Raw genomic sequence first — 21,269 nt, 5'->3', positions numbered from 1 at the left:
ACAAAAGGTGTTAGTCAATCGGCGGCCCAAATACGGTCGGCCAACCTGAGGTAAGATGCCGATGACCGATGACCGAAAGACACGGCATAGAGGCGCATGCCCCGTTGCTTCAGTTCCTCTACATATTGCACCCACACCGGAGTAAGCGGATCCATCTCAAAATCCGAAAGCCAAAGCAAATCGGCATAGTAAAAGTCTTCACGCATCAAAACTTCTACGGATTCTTTCATCGCACAAGTCATATCGGAACCTCCATGAAAGGAGTTGCACAGAAAGGTCTCCAATAAAGCCAAGTCGGAATAAAGGTTATTCAACTCAATGGCTTCCGTTTGGTCGGAAAAGAGTATCACGCGACAGGGGCGACGCAATTTGTCAGCTATCAAGGCCAAACTCAACACGACCGCTTTGGACAACAACTCACGTTCCCCTTTCATCGAAGCGGACGTATCCACACAAACCACAAAAGGGCCATGTTTGGCCCATTTCTGCAAGTCACGTCCGCTGTGTGAAGAAGCCTCGGCATATTCCATTTGTCGGGACATGGCATCGAAAACCGCCAGTTTCTTTTCGGTATAACGGCGGTAGAAAACCGGTTCCAAAGCGGCATCCGACAAGAAACAATATTCCATTGGGAGCAGGGCATTCAGATTGTTCCCTTCCGTAATGCCCACAATGTCGGAATGCGTAGCAGAACGTAATAAAGTAACCGGAGTCCTTCCGATCATGGCCTGATACAGACGCTGTTCATCTGCTTTCTTACGCCCTAAAACATGATTCAGTTCCTTAATCAACTGGCTTTTACGGATTATTTGCGAAAGTTGTTTGAGCTTCACACGAAGTTCCGGAGACTGCGTCAACTGAAGCCAGGCCAATCGTGGCGAAGGACCTTCCCCCTTTCCTCCCACATTCTGCAACATACCGACATTGGCCGATACCATACGGTAATAATCTTCACAGAGCCGTTCTATGTGCTGCTTCTGATACGTACGCTCCCGCCCTTCCAACAGGTTCCTCCATTTCTTCATGAAATGTTGGCGGAGAGTCAGCCAACGGCTATCTGTACGAGGATAACGCACCAACTGTTCCATATAATATAGTACATCCAATTCGGCCGGAACATATAAACGGGCAAAAACGGAACGAGCCTGTTGCAACATGGGCAAAAAGTCGGCATCCGAAGCCACAACGACCTGATAATAATAATCCCACTGTTCCCCATAATAGGAATATACGTCTTGCAAACCTGATTTTTTTTTTGCAAAATAACGCTGTATTTCTTCCTCCATCTCTTCGGGACGGATGACACCAGATGACAAGACCTCTGCATAAACCTCACTAGCTATTTCATGCAAACGCCTCAAAAAAAGAGCGGACAACTGGCGCACGCGCTCATGCCCCTCATGATAATTTCCTGCCGGTTGCATGACTCAATTCCTGACTTTCGATTTCCAAAGAGGTTATGTCGGAACGTACACGACGTAAAGCGTTTTTCAATATATCCCTTTGCCTGTCTTGTAAAAACAAATGTGTCTGTACATATTCTGCTTCTTCCTTTTGCCATTGTTCCAGACGGGCTGACACCTCGCCCAATTCGGCCACGATACGTTCAGCCATCGCTGATGAAAAAGTCTTCCGGGAAGAAACTTCAGTCTGGGGCACTGCGTTTTCACCACCCTCCCCTACCTCACGAAGCAATTCATATTTCCGTCCATTCACCTGCAAACCAGTAGTAGTACGAACCACTTGAAGCAGATCCTTTAGAAAAACATCCGGATGGCGGCTTTTCTCATACTTGCGCAGTATTTGCGCTCCGGTTTTGCGACGGTCGGCAACCAACACAAAAGGTATCGGTTGGTCCGGACTTAACGCTTCGTATTCATTCGTATAAATCAGCACTGTACGCCCGGGATACATGGATTGTATTTGATAGAAAAAAGCCTTGACCACCTTAAAAGACACATGCATTTCCGAAACATCTAGCCCCTCTTCTTTCAAGGCAGCCAAACGATCTGACAACAGGGGGACACCGACATGTTCTTCAGTGGCTGCCACAAGAGCGTCGGTCAAGAGCCACTCCAAAACAGTCTCCTGGGCCGGAGTATCCCATACACAGGCCTGCAACAGAAGCAAATCTGCCAAATGGACGACGGAACAACCGTTCAAAAAGGCAGAAGTCCGCCACAGATGTACCATCTTCTTCCAACGGCGGTCGGACACATAAAACAGGGACTCTCCTTTTTCTTCTGCCGATACATTGTAAGTCGTCAGAAGCCTGCGGAATATATGGACAAATGAAAATACAAAAACCGGTATCTCCACCGCATCTATCCCTTCAGCCCACATGTGTAGCTCATCAGCAGACAAGCGTATGGCATCCGGCACTTCTACCTCTGACTGAACCGTAGAAGAAATCATCAAATTAAAAAGTTCTTTATCGGCAATGCCTCCCACCACACAACGGACAAGGAAACGGTCCCATAACGCATCCAGATTTTCCCCCTCGGCAGGAAGTTCATTGGAGGCAGCGACCACCAACTTCAGCGGAAGCCTCATTTCTTCTTTGCCATTCAGATACACTTTTTCATTCAACACCGTAAGCAGAGCATTCTGAATGCTAGGTCCGGCTTTCCATATCTCATCCAAGAAAACCACATCTGCCGTGGGCAAATACCCTTCGGTCATTCTCACATACCTGTCTTCGTCCTTCAGGGCAGAAATGGACACCGGCCCGAATATCTCATCCGGCGTACTGAAACGAGACATCAGATATTCAAAAGAACGGCCTTTCCGGAAAGCCGATTTCAGTCTTCTGGCTACCATGCTCTTTGCTGTTCCGGGAGGACCGAGCAGGAAAATACTCTCGCCGGCAACTGCCGCCAAAAGGGACAGGGAAAGTACATGTTCTTTCTCAAAAATCCCCTTCCCTAAAACTTCCAACAACTGAACAATACGCTTCTTATCCATCATCCGGGCGGCTCTTTCTTTCTATTCTTTCAGAAAACGGCGATAAAATATCATATCGAAAATACACTCTGCTATCAAAAACATCAAAAAGAGCAAAGCTGTAAACAGGGGTTGTGCAGACAAGAAAAAACTAATACCCCCTCCGGCAAGCAATGATATGCCGACACGCCACAGGATTCCATGGCGATAATACCGTAATATATTCCGGCTATCTTCCAAAGCTTCCTTTGAAACTAAAAAAAATTGCAGCATTTCCCACAAAAAGAAGAACCCCACAATAAAATAAAGGGGCAAGGATTCAAGATAGCTGAGAGGATAAAGCACAAGACGCATCGCCACGGAAAGAATCAGCAAAAAGCTTAACAGAGCGACTTGTATCAACGTAAAAGACAGTATTTTCCTCTTAAATAACGTATTGTTTATCTGCATATTATTTTGTCCTATCTCTTATCTGATAAACGAATCTATAAAGAAGTAAACCCCAAGGCCGGCAAGCCATCCCACCATAACCTTGCCGGATATGTGGCGGAAATACCACCAAATGGAAACGTTCTCACTTTTCATCAACGCATATCCGGCAGTAGAACCGATGGAAAGCAAACAGCCGCCGATTCCTCCGCTATAAGCGACTAATTGCCAATACTGACCATTCAGCGCAAACGAACGAAAGTATTCCGGATCCATACCGGGAATGCTTTCCGTCATCCCTACCACATCATACATGGATATGCTAGTCAGCACAAGTGCCACGTTATCCAAAAAGGCGGAAATTCCTCCTAATATCAAACTGTATACGTAGATATTATGAATATATTGGTCGCACCATACGGCAACCGTATAGAGCGCCCCCGTCTCTTGAATGGCGGAAATAGCCATGCTTACGCCTATAAAAAATAAAATAGTCTGGATACTCTCTGCCTGCATGAAGCGTGGCGTAGGACGGAAAAAAGGTTGGTCGGATTTAATCAACCTCCGATTGCACAACTCGTTTACGACACTGAAAAGTGCCAATACACACAACGCTCCGACAAAAGGAGGCAACTTGGTCAGATTGTGAAACGTTGGAATAAACCACAGCCCTCCAATCCCCACGAACAGCATCAGAATACGCTGCCAACGCGTCAAGGTCGTATCATCCCCGCGATAGCGGATACGAGGCGTATTAATATCCATCTGTTCCGGCAACTTGCGGGAAATCAAATAAGTGGGAATAGCCACGGCTACAATGGACGGCAAGAACATGGCACCCGAAAAACTGGACGGTGTGACCGCTCCCTTGACCCACAGCATCAAAGTAGACACATCGCCGATTACCGTAAGACAACCTCCGGCATTGGCCGCAATTACAATGACCGCCCCATAATACATGCGGAAACGACTCCCCGGCAACAACTGACGCACGATGGCAAACATCATCAAAGCCGTGGTCAGATTGTCGAGGTTGGCCGACAAGACATAGGTTATGAAAGCGACCATCCACAAAAGACGCTTGCTATTACGGGTCGTAATCCACTCGCTGATGAAATCGAAACAACCGTTCGTATTCAACAAATCGACAATGGACATCGTAGCCAAAAGATAAAGCACAATCTGACAAATATCCGCTACGTGGCCGATAAAAATATAATTGGCAATAAAATTCTTAAGAGAAGTGACATTAGAAGCATTTCCACCTAAGAAATCAGCATATTCCTCAGCGTACATCATTTCTACATACTGTTTACCCGCCACCATGTAGAGTGTCCAAACAATAACTCCGAGAAACATTGCCACAGCGGCTTTATTGATATTGGTGATATGCTCAGTTGCAATAGCACAATATCCCAAGAGCAAAACAATGGCAATTATTACGGTCATGGAAGATAACTGATAAAAGAGAGCGACAAACGGGACTCGAACCCGCGACCCTCGGCTTGGGAAGCCAATGCTCTACCAACTGAGCTATTGTCGCAAATCGGATACAAAGGTATATCTTTTCTTGAAAAAAACACTCCGTATCCGGATTTCTTATTTATACATTAATATACTTTAACTTTTCTCGCCAAGGCTTTGCATTTATTCCTTAATGATTCCTGATCGGCATCCAACTTATCCCAACAAACCACCACTCCCATACGGCGCCCTACATGCGCTTCGGGCTTCCCGAAAATACGCAGATAAGTGTTCGTTGCCGCACAGACCTCCTCCTCGCCGCAATACTCCGGTGCTCCATGGCTTTCCACTTCCGAGAGGATGACCGCACTGGCTCCCATGCGTTCCTGTGTGATTTCCGGTATCGGCAAGCCTAAAACCGCACGGCAATGCAATTCGAATTCCGAAAGATTTTGTGTGCCCGCCAAAGTCACCATCCCCGTATCGTGCGGACGAGGACTCAACTCGGAGAATATCACACCTTCTTTATGGCTCAGGAAGAATTCTACTCCCCAAATCCCGGCTCCGGTCAGGGCACGCGTAATTTTCTCCGCCATATCCTGCGCATCTTTCAGCATTTCGGGAGAAATAGCAGCCGGTTGGAAACTTTCACGGTAATCTCCTCCTTTTTGCACGTGACCGATAGGCTGACAGAACAAAGTAGGCCCGTTCTGTTGGGTCACCGTCAGCAGCGTAATTTCACTGTCGAAAGGAATAAACTGCTCTACGATGACTTCTTTCACATCACCACGTGCCCCCGCGCATGCATACTCCCAGGCGTGTGCCAAATCCGCAGGACTGTCCACCTTGCTCTGCCCGTGTCCAGAAGAACTCATCAAAGGCTTGATGATACAGGGGAATCCTATCACATCGGCCGCAGCCTTCAACTCATCATAAGTTTTGGCATAACGATAATCCGCCGTTTTCAATCCAAGTTCCGTATGAGCCAGTTCTCGGATTTCCTTTCGGTTCATGGTGAAATTCACAGCACGGGCACTCGGTACGACCTGAATACCCATCTTTTCGCAATCATACAACTTCTCCGTACGGATGGCTTCTATTTCGGGGACGATAATGTCCGGTTTATGCTTTTCCACTACGGCCATCAACGCATCCCCATCGAGCATGTGGAAGACCTCGCACTCGTCGGCCACCTGCATAGCCGGTGCATGTGCATACGAATCGCAAGCAATCACATACTGCCCCTTGCGTTGGCACGCAATGACAAACTCTTTTCCTAATTCTCCAGAGCCTAATAATAAAATTTTTTTCGTCATAAGAATATCTTAATTTATGCACAGACAATCATATCCCCGTTACTGGTGTTGCTCACGCAGAAGGTCGTTCACCGTTTTCACCGGATTAAACGTACTCAGCGGCACTTCCACAAACACCGTATTCCAATCACTCATAGCACCGTTCCACAAACCAGGCAACTCCAAAGCCTTGAGTTCTTTCCCGTTTTTGCTTTTATAAGAGATGAATCCTGTATTGCGGTCCACATAATCAGGCAAGTTAAACTTGTTTCCTTTATAATCCTTTACTGCACAAACCAAATCTACGGGATTGAAATGCGTCCCGTTCTTGAACATGGCCACATATTCTGGATTCCGGGTATCAATCTGACTGCTTTCGAGAATTTGCAACGAAACCGTCCCGTCGCTATTGTAAGCCAAGAAAGGACCGCCGCCAGGCTCTCCCACATTTTTCACCACGCCACAAACGCGCATCGGACGGTTCAATTTTTTACGCAAATAAATCACAAGCTCCGCATCTTCCAGTTCTTTCACATCCTCACGACGGCAGAAGAGCGTCTGCTGAACGAACCGGATGATTTCCTCTATATCCGCATGGCTATAGTCCCCACTGTCCAACTTACGCAAATAAGCAAAAGCTTTCTGTTGCAATTCTACCAGAATACCGGCCAACACCTGCTTGTAAGTAACCGTATCCCCTTTCAAACGATCCGGCACCACATTATCTATATTCTTCACGAAAACGACATCGGCCTGCAAATCATTCAAATTCTCGATAAGCGCCCCATGTCCGCCTGGACGGAACAAAAGTGTGCCGTCCACACGGAACGGTTCATTGTCCATCGTGGCAGCTAAAGTATCCGTCGCCGGCTTCTGTTCGGAAAATGTGACATGAAACGTCACCCCGTATGTTTTTTCATATATCGGGAGCTTCTCCTCCACCAATGCCTTGAACAAAACTTTGTGCTCTGCACTCACCGTAAAATGAACTTCAGCTTTTCCCTTGCTGGCAGCATACAAAGCCGCTTCTACCAGATGTTCTTCCAACGGAGTACGCGAACCGTTCTCATACCGGTGGAACTTAAGCAATCCTTTAGGCAACTGACCGTAATTCAATCCTTCCGGACGAAGCATGTTAGCCACAACCTTTTTATATTGGCCGGATGCCACCAAACCGTCAATCCCGCAACCTTCATTTTTCATGCAGGCTGCATCCAATTCATCATAGAATGCAAAATCACGAATCGCCGCAAAAAAGTTTTTTTCGAAATCTGTGGTCGGCACATCATATTCCGCATCCAGAAATTCGAACATATTCTTAAACATACGACTGGCCGCACCTGAAGCCGGAACAAACTTGCTTATTGCTTTTCCTTCTTCTTTATAAGCCTTCCATACCTCCTCATAATGCTTGCACTCTTCTGTCGAAGGAGCCAAAATACCATGAGCCAACGAAGCGGCCGCTTTCAACTTCAAAAATGGAAATCCTTTCTTAAAAATCTGCAATTGAGCCTCTATTTGCTCTTCGGTAATCCCCTTTCCGGCCAATAAGGCCTTGTCTTCTGCTGTCAACATATTATATAATCGTTTTAAACCTTCCCTAAAAAACATTCAAATATAGGCTTTTTTAAGCAAACAGGTAAACGTTTCAGCAAAAAAGTACTACCTTTGAAGAAAAATAGCGGATTATGGAACAGAATGCTTTTTTCTCCGCACAAGAAAAAGTGCGACTTGCACAGTTATACAGGGAACTTCTCAAACTTTCCGGCAATATACTTTATCCTGATGATTGCAAAAAGCTGAAGACTTATTTGCTTGAAGCGGTACGCCGTAACCTTATCCAAAGGAACGTGTTCGGCATGAACCCCATCCTCAACGACATGGAAACAGCCTTGATTGTGGCCTCTGAAATCGGACTGACGCGCGGAGCCATCCTCGGCATCATGGTGCACACCTGCGTACGTTGCGGCTATTGCACGACGGAAGACGTGGAAAGAGAATTTGGGGTAGATGTGGCCGGTATCATCAAGGGCCTGAACCGTATTTTGGAATTATACGATAAAAATCCAAGCGTAGAAAGCGAAAACTTCAGAAGCTTATTGCTGTCTTTTGCCGAAGACATGCGTGTGGTCCTCATCATGATAGCCAATCGTGTGAATATCATGCGCAAAATCAAAGACACGGAGAACAAGGAAGCCCAACGCAAGGTGTCGGAAGAGGCAGCTTACCTGTACGCTCCTCTGGCTCACAAATTGGGGTTATACCGCCTGAAAAGCGAACTGGAAGATTTGTCACTGAAATACTTAGAACACGATGCCTATTATTTAATAAAAGAAAAGCTGAACGCCACAAAAAAATCACGTGACGAATATATAGAGAAGTTCATCCGGCCAATCGACGAAAAGCTGAAAAAGGCCGGTCTAAGATTCCACATGAAAGGGCGCACCAAAAGCATACATTCCATCTGGCAGAAGATGAAGAAGCAGCATTGCGGAGTGGAAGGCATATACGACTTGTTTGCCATCCGCATCATTCTGGATTCCGCCCTCGAAAAAGAAAAGATGGAATGCTGGCAGGTTTATTCCATCATCACAGACATGTATCAGCCCAACCCCAAACGGTTGAGGGATTGGTTGTCCATCCCCAAAAGCAACGGTTACGAAAGCTTGCATATCACGGTTCTCGGACCGGAGAACAAATGGGTGGAAGTGCAAATCCGAACCGAACGGATGGACGAAATAGCAGAACGAGGATTGGCCGCACATTGGAGATACAAAGGCATTAAAAGCGGAGAAAGCGGAGTTGACGAATGGCTCAACAACATACGCAGCGCATTGGAGAATAACGACGACCTCCAACTCATGGACCAGTTCAAAATGGACCTCTATGAAGACGAAGTCTTCGTGTTCACCCCGAAGGGGGACCTGTTCAAGTTTCCCAAAGGTGCCACTGTTCTGGATTTCGCCTACGCCATCCACACCAATGTGGGCGACCATTGTATCGGTGCCAAAATCAACGAAAAAAATGCCCCACTCCGTCAAAAACTAAACAGCGGCGACCAAGTGGAAATCCTGACCGCCAACAACCAGTCGCCCAAACAAGACTGGCTGAATTTCGTCGTAACCGGAAAGGCACGGGCCAAAATCCGTCAGGCCCTCAAAGAAATGCAAGCCAAGCAAGGAGCCTTTGCCAAAGAATTACTGGAACGCAAATTCAAAAACCGAAAAATAGAATACGATGAGCCGACCATGATGCACGTCATCAAAAAACTCGGGTTTAAAGTCGTAACGGACTTTTATAAAAGCCTGGCCAATGAAACGACGGACATCAACGAAGTGCTCGACTTATACACTGAACAACAAAAAATAGAAGCCGGACTGGCAGAACACACTCCGGCTCCCAGTGCAGAAAGCTATAATATCCCGTCGGAAGCCGAACTCAAAGCTAAAACAAACGACGATGTTTTGGTCATAGACCAAAACTTAAAGGGACTGGATTTCTCTTTGGCCAAATGTTGCCAACCGATATACGGGGACGATGTGTTCGGCTTCGTCACAGTGAACGGCGGCATTAAAATACACCGCCAAGATTGCCCTAACGCACAAGAACTCCGCAAGCGGTTCGGCTACCGTATCGTCAAGGCACGATGGGCCGGCAAGCGAGGCAGCCAATACCCTATCACGCTCAAAGTCATCGGGAACGATGATTTAGGCATCGTGAACAACATCACGTCCATCATCAGCAAAGAGGAAAAGATTTCATTACGGAGTATCAGCATCGACTCCCATGACGGCTTGTTCTCCGGCACACTGACCGTCATGCTTGACGATACAAGCAAACTACAACTTTTAGAAAAGAAATTGAAAACCATAAAAGGCGTGAAACAAGTGTCCCGCAACTAAAGCGGACACTTGTTTCGCACCTTATTCTTACCCTTCAATCTCACTTAATTCCAACCAACGCATGGACTTTTCGTCCAATTCGTCGTTGAGAAGAGGCAGTCGTTTGGATTTATCCGTCAATTCTTCCACAGACAGCATCCCGCTACACAAGGCTTCCTCTATATTTTTCTTCTCCGATTCGAGTGCCGCGATATCTTGCTCCAACATCTCCATCTCCCGACGTTCTTTAAACGTCATTTTACGCCTTTGTTCCCTCTGTCCTGTTCGGGAAGCTTTTTGCACCGGCGGCTCTTTTGTTTTTGAAAGCAGGTCTTTTTGTTGTTCGCGTTCAAACTTTTGTTTTTCTCCTTGCCATTCCCGATATTGCGTGTAATTGCCAGGGAAGTCACGCACATCGCCCTGCCCCTGAAATACCAAAAGATGGTCCACCACCTTGTCCATAAAATAACGGTCGTGGCTCACCACAATCACACAACCTTTGAAATTCCGCAAATATTCCTCCAATACCTGCAACGTGACAATGTCCAAATCGTTGGTAGGCTCGTCCAACACCAGAAAATTCGGATTCCGCATCAATACGGTGCAAAGATACAGGCGACGACGTTCTCCTCCGCTCAACTTATACACATAGTTTTGTTGGTCTTTGGGCGAAAACATGAAATGCTGCAAAAATTGCATGGCCGACAGATGTCGTCCTCCCCCAAGGTCGATATATTCGGCAATGCTCCTCACCGCATCGATGACTTTCATTTGTTCGTCGAAAGCTATCCCGTCTTGTGAATAATACCCGAACTTCACCGTCTCGCCCACGACGACCCGTCCGCAGTCCGGCTTCACCAAACCTAACAGAATCTTGATAAAGGTAGACTTGCCGGTACCGTTATTCCCCACGATGCCCATTTTCTCATACCGCGAGAAAGTATAAAAGAAATCTTTCAGGATGACTTTGTCCGCTCCGTAACTTTTGCTGATATAGTCGGCTTCGAAGATTTTACTGCCGATATAAGACGATTTCACCTCCAATGCCACACTCTGTTCCGTCGTTTTACGTTTAGCCACTTTCTCCAGTTCGTAAAACGCTTCCTTGCGATAACGCGCCTTATGCCCTCGGGCACAAGGCATGCGGCGCATCCAGTCCAATTCCGTACGATAAAGGTTGTTGGCACGCGCCACCTCGGCATTCGATGCGTCGATACGTTCCTGCCGTTTCTGCAAATAATAGCTATAGTTCCCTTTGTAAGTATACATGGTATGGTCGTCCAGTTCCAATATGACGGAGCAGACCCGATCCAGGAAATAACGGTCGTGCGTCACCATCAGCAGGCTCAACTTAGAACGTTTCAGATAACCTTCAAGCCATTCTATCATTTCCAAATCGAGATGATTGGTCGGCTCATCCAGAATCAGCAAATCCGGTTCGGTAATCAATACATTAGCCAAGGCCACCCGTTTAAGTTGCCCGCCCGACAGTGTGGAAATCTTTTGATTGAAAGAATGGATTTTCAACTGCGACAGGATTTGCTTCGCCCGGTTCTCGTAATCCCAGGCTTTTTCCTTCTCCATTCGGTCGAGAATCTCTTCCAAGCGAGAGTTCCCAGGCGTGTTCATACAATTTTCATATTCCCGTATCAAATTGGTCACGGCATTGCCATGGCTAAAACAAGCCTCGATGACCGTCAAATCGGGCGGATAAGAAGGACCTTGTTCTAGATAGCCCACATTCAAGTCGCGGCGAAACACCACGCTTCCTTCGTCATATCCGTCTTTTCCTCCTATTATATTTAATAAAGTCGACTTACCAGTTCCGTTCTTAGCAATCAAGCCTACCCGTTGCCCTTCGGCAATGCCGAAAGAAATATGTTCGAACAACACACGGTCACCAATACGCTTGGTCAAACCGTCCACCTGTAAATAAGGATTCACTAAAGCCATATTCCATCCATATAAATTGCCCGCGAATATAACGATTAATTATGAAACCCACAAAAAGAAACTTTAAAGTGGAAAACTTTCTGTTTTCAGTGAAAAAAAACGGGGAAGATGCGTGTTTTTTAGAAATTATTCATTACTTTTGCACCAACAAAATGCAAGATGACTGTAACCACACAGTTTTCTTTCTTTAATTACAACAAAGAAAATCCAATCAAAAGAATCCTACTTTTATTCTACAGATGAACTCTGTACAATACAAGAAAAGTACAACACATACTTACATATGCATAAGAAAAGTGAATTAGAAGCCATGTCTCAGGAAGAACTGATAGACATAGCAAAGAATTTGGGAATCCCCTCACCCAATGAAGACGACCGTATGGGGCTGATTTATCAAATCATAGACGAAGAGTCCATATTGTCCGCCTCACAAAAAGCCACTACAACGAAAACACCGCGCAAACGCGTCAGAGTGAGCAAGAAAGAAACCGACCGCGTATATAGTGCCTCGCAAGGCAACGGCGAGAACTTCGATATGAAGAAAAAGGAAGCTGCCCGCGACAACAAAGAAGAGGCAACGGAACTGAAAAATGAAAAAACGACTCCTGTAATCAGTCCCGAATTGGCAGACCTGCCGGTGGAAGCCATTGTGGAAAAAGAAATGTCTGACAACACGATAGAACAAAATGCAGAAGTTCTTGCCGCCCCTCTCCCCAAAAAGAGAGGACGGAAATCAAAAGCAGAAAAAGCGGCACTGGAAGCTGCTGCAAAATTAGCAGAGGAACAAGCCTCTGTTTTGTCGGACGATACAAATCAGCTTCCGGTTATGGATGAACCTATCACCGAAGTCCCGTTGGAAATCTTGCAGGATATTCCGGAGCAGCCTGTGGAAACAATTGACGATGCGACAGAAACTGAAGTTCCGGAAATCACAGAAAAAACAGAAACTGAAGCACCTTCTACAGAAAACTTCTTCGCAACAGACGAAAACGATTTCGTCGTGGTAGAAGACATACCCGTTATCCCGACAGAACCAACCATGGACGAGACGTATATGACCTACCCAAGCCAACAACCGGACATTACGTCGCACGGGCTTGCCGATACATATTCGTACGAAGCGTCAGAAAGTACCCCTGAAAAGGAAATCGCATTCCCTAAAATTTCCGAACCAACATACGATTTCGGAGACATCCTGACGGGCGAAGGGGTTTTGGAAATCATGCAGGACGGTTATGGCTTCTTGCGTTCCAGCGACTATAATTATCTGTCTTCTCCTGACGACATCTACGTAAGTACCTCACAAATCAAATTGTTCGGCCTTAAAACCGGTGATGTCGTAGAGGGGCCCGTACGCCCTCCGAAGCCCGGTGAAAAGTATTTCCCGCTCATCCGAGTGACGAAAATCAACGGTTGTGCTCCTAGCGACGTGAGAGACCGAGTGCCTTTTGAACATCTCACTCCGCTTTTCCCCGATGAAAAGTTCAAACTTTGTAAAGGCCATAACGACAACCTTTCTACACGCATCGTAGACCTGTTTGCCCCCATCGGCAAAGGACAGCGTGCCTTGTTGGTGGCACAGCCCAAAACGGGTAAGACCATCCTGATGAAGGATATTGCCAACGCTATCGCCGCCAACCATCCGGAAGCTTACCTCATCATGCTATTGATTGACGAACGTCCGGAAGAAGTAACAGACATGGCACGCACGGTCAACGCCGAAGTCATTGCTTCCACGTTCGACGAGCCGGCAGAACGCCACGTGAAAATAGCCGGCATCGTACTGGAAAAGGCCAAGAGGATGGTAGAGTGCGGACACGACGTGGTCATATTCCTCGACTCCATCACGCGACTGGCACGCGCCTACAACACGGTTTCTCCCGCCAGTGGAAAAGTTCTCTCCGGAGGTGTGGACGCCAATGCACTGCACAAACCGAAACGTTTCTTCGGAGCTGCCCGTAACATTGAGAACGGCGGTTCACTGACCATTATAGCCACTGCACTGATAGACACTGGCAGCAAAATGGACGAAGTCATCTTTGAGGAATTCAAGGGTACAGGGAACATGGAACTCCAACTCGACCGCTCACTGAGCAACAAGCGTATCTTCCCTGCTGTCAACATCGTGGCTTCGAGTACACGTCGCGATGACCTGCTGCATGACAAACAGACTCTGGATCGCATGTGGGTATTGCGTAAGATTTTGGCCGACATGAATCCGATAGAAGCCATGACGTTCTTGAAAGACCGGATTGAGCCAACCAAGAACAATGAAGAGTTCCTGATGAGCATGAATTCATAAAGCCCTCCGCACGAGGTCTATACTGGCTTACACAGATACAAGCGTTCCATCGTTTCCTCCCTTTCTGAAAACGATGGAACGCTTCTTATAGAATCCCAACCTGCATGTTCTGAGATTTTGAAAGGGGCTGTCAACGTTTCGACCTCAAGCGGTATTGTTGGGGAGACATGTGCTTCAAACGTTTGAAAAAACGTCCGAAATAAGACTGGTCTGGAAACCCAAGGCTCACACTAATCTCCTGTATACTTGAATTATTTTTATCCAACAATTTCATGGCTTCGTACATAAGGGTCTCGTCGATAATCTGTTTAGGCGTGCGCCCTATCATCCCCTTCGATATTTGAGTTAGGTATTTAGAAGAGATGCAAAGTTTACCGGCATAAAACTGTACTTCATGCTCACGCATCAGATGCTTATGAAGCAATTCCATAAAATTCCGAAACAGCTCCCGAGAACGAGAAGAATCCAACGACAACTTTGCCAGACGCACCGCCCCACACATCTCGTATGCCCCGTACACCAATCCGTTCACCAAACTCAGGACTAATTCACGGGTATACCCCCGACCATAGTCCCTTACCGCAAAACGAAATAACTCCCGGAAGTGTTCCACTAATTTACGATTCTCCGCATTCAGGGTCCAAACTACCTGTGTAAATAAAAGCAATAAAAAACGAGGCTCCATCCGTTCTGTACTTTCACGAATCATGGAAGGAGGAAAGACCATCAAAGAAACGGAAAAATCGGATGTAGAACGCAACTTTTTCAACGGTAATTCTGGACGCATGAAAAGCATCTGATGCCGATCCAAGACATATTCATTTTCACCTATAACCACGTTGGCTTTTCCCTTCTCCACCATCATGAGCACACACTTGTCTACAACCAATCCATTCTCTACAGTCCAACCCAACGAAGTTCTATAATAGAAACACTCCTGAAGCAACAATGTACGTACTTTATCTCCCATAAACAGAAATCTTTCGTTAATAGAAACCAAAATTAAGTAGAATATTCCTAAAATGCAAGGTTACTTCCCAAAATGAACAAAACAAACGTGTTTTTAATACACATAAACTCGTTCAGTTTATGTACTTTTGCACCGTTTTTGAGATTATTATTTTATTAATTAGTTATGAATATTAAGACTGTTGCAACGACAGCATTTTGCTGCTTGGTTGCATTAACGGGTTGCAACAAGCAACAACAAACAATGGACATGGGATCATCTTACAAGACCATGACCGTAAAAACAGATTCCAGAGTTTTAAAATCGCTTTACAGTGCCACTATCCAAGGACGCCAAGACGTGGAAATTTACCCCCAAGTCGGTGGTACGCTCCAAAAACTTTGTGTACAGGAAGGCGACCGTGTAAAAAAAGGGCAGACGTTGTTCATCATCGACCAAGTACCATATCAGGCAGCCTTGAATACGGCCGAAGCCAACCTGAAAGCAGCGGAAGCAGCTGAGGCTACAGCCAATTTGACTTTTAAGAGCACGCAAAAGCTATTCGAGCAAAAAGTCGTATCGGATTTTGACTTGCAGAAATCAGAAAACAGCCTACTGAGTGCCAAAGCAGCCGTGGCCCAAGCCAAAGCCCAAGTTGTGAACGCAAGAAACAACTTGTCATATACCGTAGTAAAGAGTCCCGCTGACGGAGTTGTAGGCCAACTTCCCTACCGTCAAGGTACATTAGTGGGCAGCTCAATGCCACAACCGCTCACCACAGTGTCTGACAATAGCGAGTTATATGTGTACTTTTCTGTCAATGAGAATGACTTACTCAACATGACACGCCAATACGGTTCACTCGAAGAAGCAGCCAAAAAGATGCCGCCCGTGAAACTGATTCTCAATGACGGCAGTGTATTGCCCGACAGTGGGCACGTAGAGTCCATCAGTGGAGTCATCAACACCAGTACGGGTACGGCACAGGTGCGCGCAGCATTCCCCAACACTTCCAACATGCTGCACAGCGGAGCCAACGGTAACGTAGAAGTTCCGGTATTCTACAAGGATGTAATTGTCATCCCTCAGGCTGCCACATTTGAGTTGCAAGACAAAGTTTTGGTTTACAAAGTCGTGGACGGAAAGGCACAAAGTGCCAACATCGAAGTGGCTCCCAACAACAACGGCACGGAATATATCGTGACCAACGGACTGAGTGTAGGTGATGTCATCATTGCTGAAGGTGCAGGATTAGTACGCGAAGGTACACCGGTCGGCACAGCCACTCAAGCAAATGCAACACAAGGTGAAACACAGAAACAAGATAAATAAGAGAGTATTACTAATTAAGCAAAACAATGAAAGGTAACATATTTATTAAACGCCCGGTGATGGCATTCTCCATCTCCATTCTTATCCTTATCGTAGGATTTATTTCACTGGGCACCCTGCCGGTTGAGCAGTATCCCGATATTGCTCCCCCGACAGTACGAGTATCAGCCTCCTATACGGGTGCCAGTGCCGATGCCGTGATGAAAAGCGTCATCCAACCGTTGGAAGAAGCCATCAACGGTGTGGAAAACATGACCTACATGGAATCGACCGCCACCAACTCAGGCTCGGCCGATATCTCCATATATTTTAAACAAGGCACTGACCCCGACATGGCTGCCGTCAATGTGCAGAACCGCGTGAGCAAGGCGCAAGGCTTACTGCCGGCGGAAGTGACCCGTATCGGTGTGACTACCACAAAACGCCAAACAAGTTTCTTGCAAATTGGTGCTTTGTACAGCCCGAGCGGGCGCTACGACAAGACTTTTATTGCCAACTACCTCGACATCAACGTCGTGCCACAGATTAAACGTATCGAAGGAGTAGGAGACGTGATGGCCTTGGGTGACACATACAGTATGCGTATTTGGTTGAAACCGGATGTCATGGCTCAATATGGCTTAGTTCCATCCGATGTGACAGCCGTGTTGGGTGAACAGAACCTGGAAGCCCCTACCGGCTCGTTGGGTGAAAATTCCCAAAACACATTCCAGTTCACCATGAAATACAAAGGTCGTCTGAAAAGCATCGAAGAATTCCAAAACATAGTTGTACGCTCCATGCCCGATGGTAATGTATTGCGTCTTAAGGACGTAGCCCGTGTGGAATTGGGTACACAATCCTATGCTTTCGACAGTAATGTAGACGGCCATCCGAGTTGTACGTTCATGGTATTCCAAGTAGCCGGCTCTAACGCCACGGAAGTAAACGAAAACATCGCTAAACTGTTGGAAGACATCGAAAAAGACCTTCCCGAAGGTTTGGAATTCATGACGATGATGAGTTCTAACGACTTCCTTTTCGCTTCTATCCATGAAGTGGTAGAAACCTTGGTTGTGGCCATCATCCTTGTAATCCTCGTGGTTTACTTCTTCCTACAGGATTTCAAGAGTACGTTGATTCCCTCCATCTCCATTATCGTATCTCTCGTGGGTACGTTCGCAGCCATGCAAATGGCCGGATTCAGTATCAACATCCTGACCTTGTTTGCCTTGGTGTTGGTCATCGGTACGGTAGTGGACGACTCCATCGTGGTGGTCGAGGCTGTGCAAGCTAAATTTGACGTGGGCTACACGTCCCCCTATTTGGCCACCAAAGACGCCCTTGCCGACGTGACGATGGCCGTTATCACCTGTACCCTCGTGTTTATGGCCGTATTTATCCCTGTGACTTTCATGGGTGGGACCTCAGGTATCTTTTACACTCAGTTCGGTGTGACCATGGCTGTAGCCGTAGGTATTTCCTGTTTGAACGCCTTGACCCTGTGTCCTGCACTTTGCGCCATGTGGATGCGTCCCGCTAGCGGCAAAAAAGGGAAAATGAGCATCAATGGTATCGTGAAAGCTGCTTATAATGCCTCTTTCAATGCCATGATGGCTAAATATAAAAAGGGAGTCATGTTCTTCATCCACCAACGTTGGCTCTCGTGGAGCACGTTGGTAGTGTCTTGCGTGCTGTTGGTCTACTTCATGAAAACCACAAAGACAGCCTTGGTTCCGCAAGAAGACCAGGGAACCATGATGGTAAACGTCAGCATGTCTCCGGGAAGCAGCTTGGCCACTACCAACAAAACCATGGCGAAGATTGAAAATATCATCAAGCAAATCCCAGAGATAGACCATTATTCAAAAATTTCCGGTTACGGTTTCATTGCCGGACAAGGAACGTCTTATGGTTCATTCATCATCCGTCTGAAAGATTGGAACGAACGTACAGGAGAAGGACAAGACGCTAATTCGGTCATGAACAAACTGAACTTCATGCTGCAAAGCATTAAGGAAGCCCAATCCTTTACTTTCCAACCGGGTATGATTCCGGGTTACGGTATGGGTAACAGTATAGAAATGCACTTGCAAGACCGCGTGGGTGGCGACCTCGATGCTTTCTACCAAAACACAATGAAGTTTATTGCAGCTGCCAACCAATGTCCGGAAGTGGCCATGGCTTACACGACTTTCAACCCGAAGTTCCCACAATATGAAGTCAATGTAGATGCAGCCAAATGTAAACGTGCAGGCATTTCCCCGTCCGAAGTATTGAGCGTATTGGGAGGTTATTGCGGTGGTATTTACGCATCCAACTTCAACTTGTTCTCTAAAGTATACCGTATCATGATCCAAGCCGACCCCAAATACCGCTTGGACGAGCAGTCGCTAAACAACATCTTTGTACGAATCAACGGCGAGATGGCCCCCATCAGCCAGTTCCTGAGCGTCAAGAAAATGATGGGGCCGGAAATCACAAACCGTTTCAACTTGTTTGATGCCATCACTTGTAACATCAACCCGGCACCGGGATACTCTTCCGGTGAAGCCATGAAAGCCATAGAAAAAGTGTTTGAAGAGACTATGCCAAACCGCTACCACTATGAATACGGTGGTATATCGCGTGAGGAAAAGCAAACCGCAGGCTCAAACGACACGGTATTCATCTATGTGCTCTGCGTCGTGCTCATCTTCTTGATTCTGTCATGTCTTTATGAAAGCTTCTTGGTTCCTTTGGCCGTTATCCTTTCCGTGCCGTGCGGTTTGATGGGTTCGTTCCTCTTTGCATGGCTCTTCGGCTTGGAAAACAACATCTACCTGCAAACAGGTGTGATCATGTTGATTGGACTTTTGGCTAAGACCGCCATCCTTATCACGGAATTTGCATCGGAACGCCGCCGCCAAGGCATGGGTATCGTAGAAGCCGCTTACGCTGCGGCACAAGAACGCCTCCGCCCGATTTTGATGACGGTATTGACCATGATATTCGGTATGTTGCCCCTGATGTTCGCTTCGGGTGCCGGAGCCAACGGTAACAGTTCTCTGGGTACGGGTGTTGTCGGCGGTATGTTGATTGGTACGCTCGCGTTGCTTTTCATCACCCCGGTATTCTTCATCGTATTCCAGTATTTGCAGGAAAAGGTTCGTCCGCCTATGCATAAGGAAGGTAACATCCAAATCATGGCAGAACGCCAAAAGAGTTTGGAAGAACGTAGTGCATTTAATAGCGAAAAAGATAAAAAATGAAAAAGATAATTATGACCATGACCACAGCTGCTCTGTTGAGCAGTTGCGGTCTATACAAGAGCTACGAACGCCCGGCCGACATCCAGACGGACGGCTTGTACCGCAGCGACAACACTCAAAGCGGCGACTCATTGGGCTTAGCCTCATTCGCATGGAGAGAAATCTTCACGGATCCCCAACTGCAGACCCTGATTGAAAGAGGGTTGGCACAAAACACGAACTTACGTAGCGCCCAACTGCAAATCGAACAGTCCGAAGCCTCGCTGAAGGCTGCCAAATGGGCTTATATCCCTAGCCTCGCTTTCGCTCCGCAAGGGTCATTGGCCGGTGTGGATTGGGGAAAAGCCACACAGACATACACGATTCCTGTGTCGGCTTCTTGGCAAATAGACATCTTCGGAAGCCTGCACAATGCCAAAAAGCGTGCAAAAGCCCAACTTGAAAACAGCCATGCCTACAAGCAGGCCGTACAGTCGCAACTGATTGCGGCAATCGCCAACTATTACTACTCGTTGGCCATGCTGAAAGACCAGTTGGCCATCAGCCAGGAAACGGAAAAGCTGTGGAAGGAGAACGTCGAAACCACCCGCGCTTTGATGAATGCCGGCCAAAGCAACATGGCAGCCGTGTCGCAAACGGAAGCCAACTACTACAGCATCTGCACCCAAATCACAGACTTAAAACAACAAATCAGCGATTTGGAAGATGAATTTTCTGCCCTGTTAGGCGAGGCTCCGCAAAAATATGCCATCGGCTCCATGGACAACTGGAAAGTCCCGACCCGCATGTCTGCCGGTATCCCGGCTGCCGCATTAGCCAACCGTCCGGATGTGAAACTGGCCGAAACCCAGTTGGCCGTAGCCTACTACGCCACCAATGAGTCGCGTGCTGCTTTTTATCCTGGTTTGAACCTGAGCGGCGCAATCGGTTGGACGAACGACCTCGGTACCATACCGGTCAATCCGGGCAAATGGATATGGAATGCCATGGCTTCGTTGACACAACCTATTTTCCAGAACGGAAAGTTGCGTGCGCAATATAAAATCTCAAAAGCACAGCAGGAACAAGCCAAACTCTCATTCCAACAGACCTTATTAGATGCGGGAACTGAAGTGAACGCAGCTCTTACCAAAATACAGGCTACCGGAGAGAAAGACGGCTTGTACACCAAACAAATAGCCTCTTTGGAAACGGCCGTAAAAAGCACGCAGGCGTTAATGATGAACTCATCGACCAACTACCTGCAGGTGTTGACTGCCCAACAGACCTTGCTGACGGCCCAGATGTCGCAAATCAGCAACAAGTTCAGCCAGATACAGGCAGCCATCGAATTGTATCAGGCTTTGGGCGGAGGTTACGACGAATAAAGCAACTACCTCTTTTTATAAATCAAGCGAAGACGGCTTCCGGCCAATGAATCCGGAAGCCGTCTTCGTTTCTACATGCATCCCACCCCATCCAAGACATACGGCAGAATCCATATCTCCGATC

12 protein-coding genes, 1 tRNA gene and 2 pseudogenes are annotated in these 21,269 nt (G+C 47.0%); 5 read left to right on the top strand and 10 right to left on the bottom strand.

Annotated features, from left to right (window positions below; all coding sequences use genetic code 11):
* Positions 1-14: 14 nt before the first annotated feature.
* The 7 genes from E0E47_RS01950 to E0E47_RS01920 form a co-directional block, all read right to left on the bottom strand.
* Positions 15-1,424 carry a vWA domain-containing protein gene (locus tag E0E47_RS01950; RefSeq protein WP_130892723.1) on the bottom strand — a complete coding sequence of 470 codons (1,410 nt, stop codon included), beginning with the start codon at positions 1,422-1,424 and terminating at the stop codon, positions 15-17.
* A complete protein-coding gene (locus E0E47_RS01945) occupies positions 1,399-2,967 on the bottom strand; it encodes an AAA family ATPase (RefSeq protein WP_130892722.1) in 1,569 nt (522 codons plus the stop codon). The genes E0E47_RS01950 and E0E47_RS01945 overlap by 26 nt, the downstream gene beginning before the upstream one ends.
* Before the next feature lie 18 nt (positions 2,968-2,985).
* On the bottom strand, positions 2,986-3,393 hold the full coding sequence (locus tag E0E47_RS01940; RefSeq protein WP_008625152.1) for a hypothetical protein: 408 nt from the start codon (positions 3,391-3,393) through the stop codon (positions 2,986-2,988).
* Positions 3,394-3,411: 18 nt separating this feature from the next.
* Positions 3,412-4,821: a sodium:proton antiporter NhaD gene (gene nhaD, locus E0E47_RS01935; protein ID WP_008625153.1), complete on the bottom strand. Its 1,410-nt coding sequence runs from the start codon at positions 4,819-4,821 to the stop codon at positions 3,412-3,414.
* A gap of 21 nt (positions 4,822-4,842) precedes the next feature.
* Positions 4,843-4,915: transfer RNA gene (locus E0E47_RS01930), tRNA-Gly, on the bottom strand.
* Positions 4,916-4,982: 67 nt separating this feature from the next.
* Positions 4,983-6,152, bottom strand: a complete 1,170-nt coding sequence (gene purT, locus E0E47_RS01925) for a formate-dependent phosphoribosylglycinamide formyltransferase (RefSeq protein ID WP_130892721.1) — start codon at positions 6,150-6,152, stop codon at positions 4,983-4,985.
* A gap of 39 nt (positions 6,153-6,191) precedes the next feature.
* Positions 6,192-7,706, bottom strand: a complete 1,515-nt coding sequence (locus E0E47_RS01920) for a DUF4301 family protein (protein WP_172604630.1) — start codon at positions 7,704-7,706, stop codon at positions 6,192-6,194.
* A gap of 113 nt (positions 7,707-7,819) precedes the next feature.
* Here E0E47_RS01920 and E0E47_RS01915 point away from each other — a divergent pair, with 113 nt between their 5' ends.
* The gene (locus E0E47_RS01915; protein WP_008625157.1) at positions 7,820-10,033 is read left to right on the top strand and encodes a RelA/SpoT family protein; all 2,214 of its coding nucleotides are present in this window, start codon (positions 7,820-7,822) and stop codon (positions 10,031-10,033) included.
* A 27-nt stretch (positions 10,034-10,060) separates the two neighbouring features.
* Here E0E47_RS01915 and E0E47_RS17825 read toward each other — a convergent pair.
* Positions 10,061-10,279, bottom strand: a pseudogene (locus E0E47_RS17825) (ABC transporter C-terminal domain-containing protein); the annotation flags it as partial.
* A gap of 101 nt (positions 10,280-10,380) precedes the next feature.
* Positions 10,381-11,965: pseudogene (locus tag E0E47_RS01910) on the bottom strand (ABC-F family ATP-binding cassette domain-containing protein); the annotation flags it as partial.
* Positions 11,966-12,248: 283 nt separating this feature from the next.
* Here E0E47_RS01910 and rho point away from each other — a divergent pair.
* The gene (gene rho, locus E0E47_RS01905) at positions 12,249-14,267 is read left to right on the top strand and encodes a transcription termination factor Rho (RefSeq protein WP_008625160.1); all 2,019 of its coding nucleotides are present in this window, start codon (positions 12,249-12,251) and stop codon (positions 14,265-14,267) included.
* 130 nt (positions 14,268-14,397) lie between these two features.
* Here rho and E0E47_RS01900 read toward each other — a convergent pair whose 3' ends face one another.
* A complete protein-coding gene (locus E0E47_RS01900; RefSeq protein WP_008625161.1) occupies positions 14,398-15,237 on the bottom strand; it encodes a helix-turn-helix domain-containing protein in 840 nt (279 codons plus the stop codon).
* 165 nt (positions 15,238-15,402) lie between these two features.
* Between E0E47_RS01900 and E0E47_RS01895 the strand changes: the two genes are divergently transcribed.
* Genes E0E47_RS01895 through E0E47_RS01885 form a run of 3 tightly spaced genes read left to right on the top strand, consistent with a single transcriptional unit; the run spans position 15,403 to position 21,145 of the window.
* Positions 15,403-16,548: an efflux RND transporter periplasmic adaptor subunit gene (locus tag E0E47_RS01895; protein WP_130892718.1), complete on the top strand. Its 1,146-nt coding sequence runs from the start codon at positions 15,403-15,405 to the stop codon at positions 16,546-16,548.
* 26 nt (positions 16,549-16,574) lie between these two features.
* Positions 16,575-19,778, top strand: a complete 3,204-nt coding sequence (locus E0E47_RS01890) for an efflux RND transporter permease subunit (RefSeq protein WP_130892717.1) — start codon at positions 16,575-16,577, stop codon at positions 19,776-19,778.
* Positions 19,775-21,145, top strand: coding sequence for a TolC family protein (locus E0E47_RS01885; RefSeq protein WP_008625165.1), 1,371 nt, complete (start codon positions 19,775-19,777; stop codon positions 21,143-21,145). The genes E0E47_RS01890 and E0E47_RS01885 overlap by 4 nt, the downstream gene beginning before the upstream one ends.
* Positions 21,146-21,269: the final 124 nt, after the last annotated feature.

Origin of the sequence: Paraprevotella xylaniphila YIT 11841, from assembly GCF_900683745.1 — a bacterium.
GTDB classification, from domain to species: Bacteria; Bacteroidota; Bacteroidia; order Bacteroidales; family Bacteroidaceae; genus Paraprevotella; species Paraprevotella xylaniphila.
Note: the sequence above shows the minus strand (reverse complement) of the source record. Positions and strands in the feature narration are given on the sequence as shown.

Excerpts from the sequence above, each read along its gene's own strand:
- E0E47_RS01950 (WP_130892723.1), bottom strand. The coding sequence starts at position 1,424 with ATGCAACCGGCAGGAAATTATCATGAGGGGCATGAGCGCGTGCGCCAG.
- E0E47_RS01945 (WP_130892722.1), bottom strand. The coding sequence starts at position 2,967 with ATGATGGATAAGAAGCGTATTGTTCAGTTGTTGGAAGTTTTAGGGAAG.
- E0E47_RS01940 (WP_008625152.1), bottom strand. The coding sequence starts at position 3,393 with ATGCAGATAAACAATACGTTATTTAAGAGGAAAATACTGTCTTTTACG.
- nhaD (WP_008625153.1), bottom strand. The coding sequence starts at position 4,821 with ATGACCGTAATAATTGCCATTGTTTTGCTCTTGGGATATTGTGCTATT.
- purT (WP_130892721.1), bottom strand. The coding sequence starts at position 6,152 with ATGACGAAAAAAATTTTATTATTAGGCTCTGGAGAATTAGGAAAAGAG.
- E0E47_RS01920 (WP_172604630.1), bottom strand. The coding sequence starts at position 7,706 with ATGTTGACAGCAGAAGACAAGGCCTTATTGGCCGGAAAGGGGATTACC.
- E0E47_RS01915 (WP_008625157.1), top strand. The coding sequence starts at position 7,820 with ATGGAACAGAATGCTTTTTTCTCCGCACAAGAAAAAGTGCGACTTGCA.
- rho (WP_008625160.1), top strand. The coding sequence starts at position 12,249 with ATGCATAAGAAAAGTGAATTAGAAGCCATGTCTCAGGAAGAACTGATA.
- E0E47_RS01900 (WP_008625161.1), bottom strand. The coding sequence starts at position 15,237 with ATGGGAGATAAAGTACGTACATTGTTGCTTCAGGAGTGTTTCTATTAT.
- E0E47_RS01895 (WP_130892718.1), top strand. The coding sequence starts at position 15,403 with ATGAATATTAAGACTGTTGCAACGACAGCATTTTGCTGCTTGGTTGCA.
- E0E47_RS01890 (WP_130892717.1), top strand. The coding sequence starts at position 16,575 with ATGAAAGGTAACATATTTATTAAACGCCCGGTGATGGCATTCTCCATC.
- E0E47_RS01885 (WP_008625165.1), top strand. The coding sequence starts at position 19,775 with ATGAAAAAGATAATTATGACCATGACCACAGCTGCTCTGTTGAGCAGT.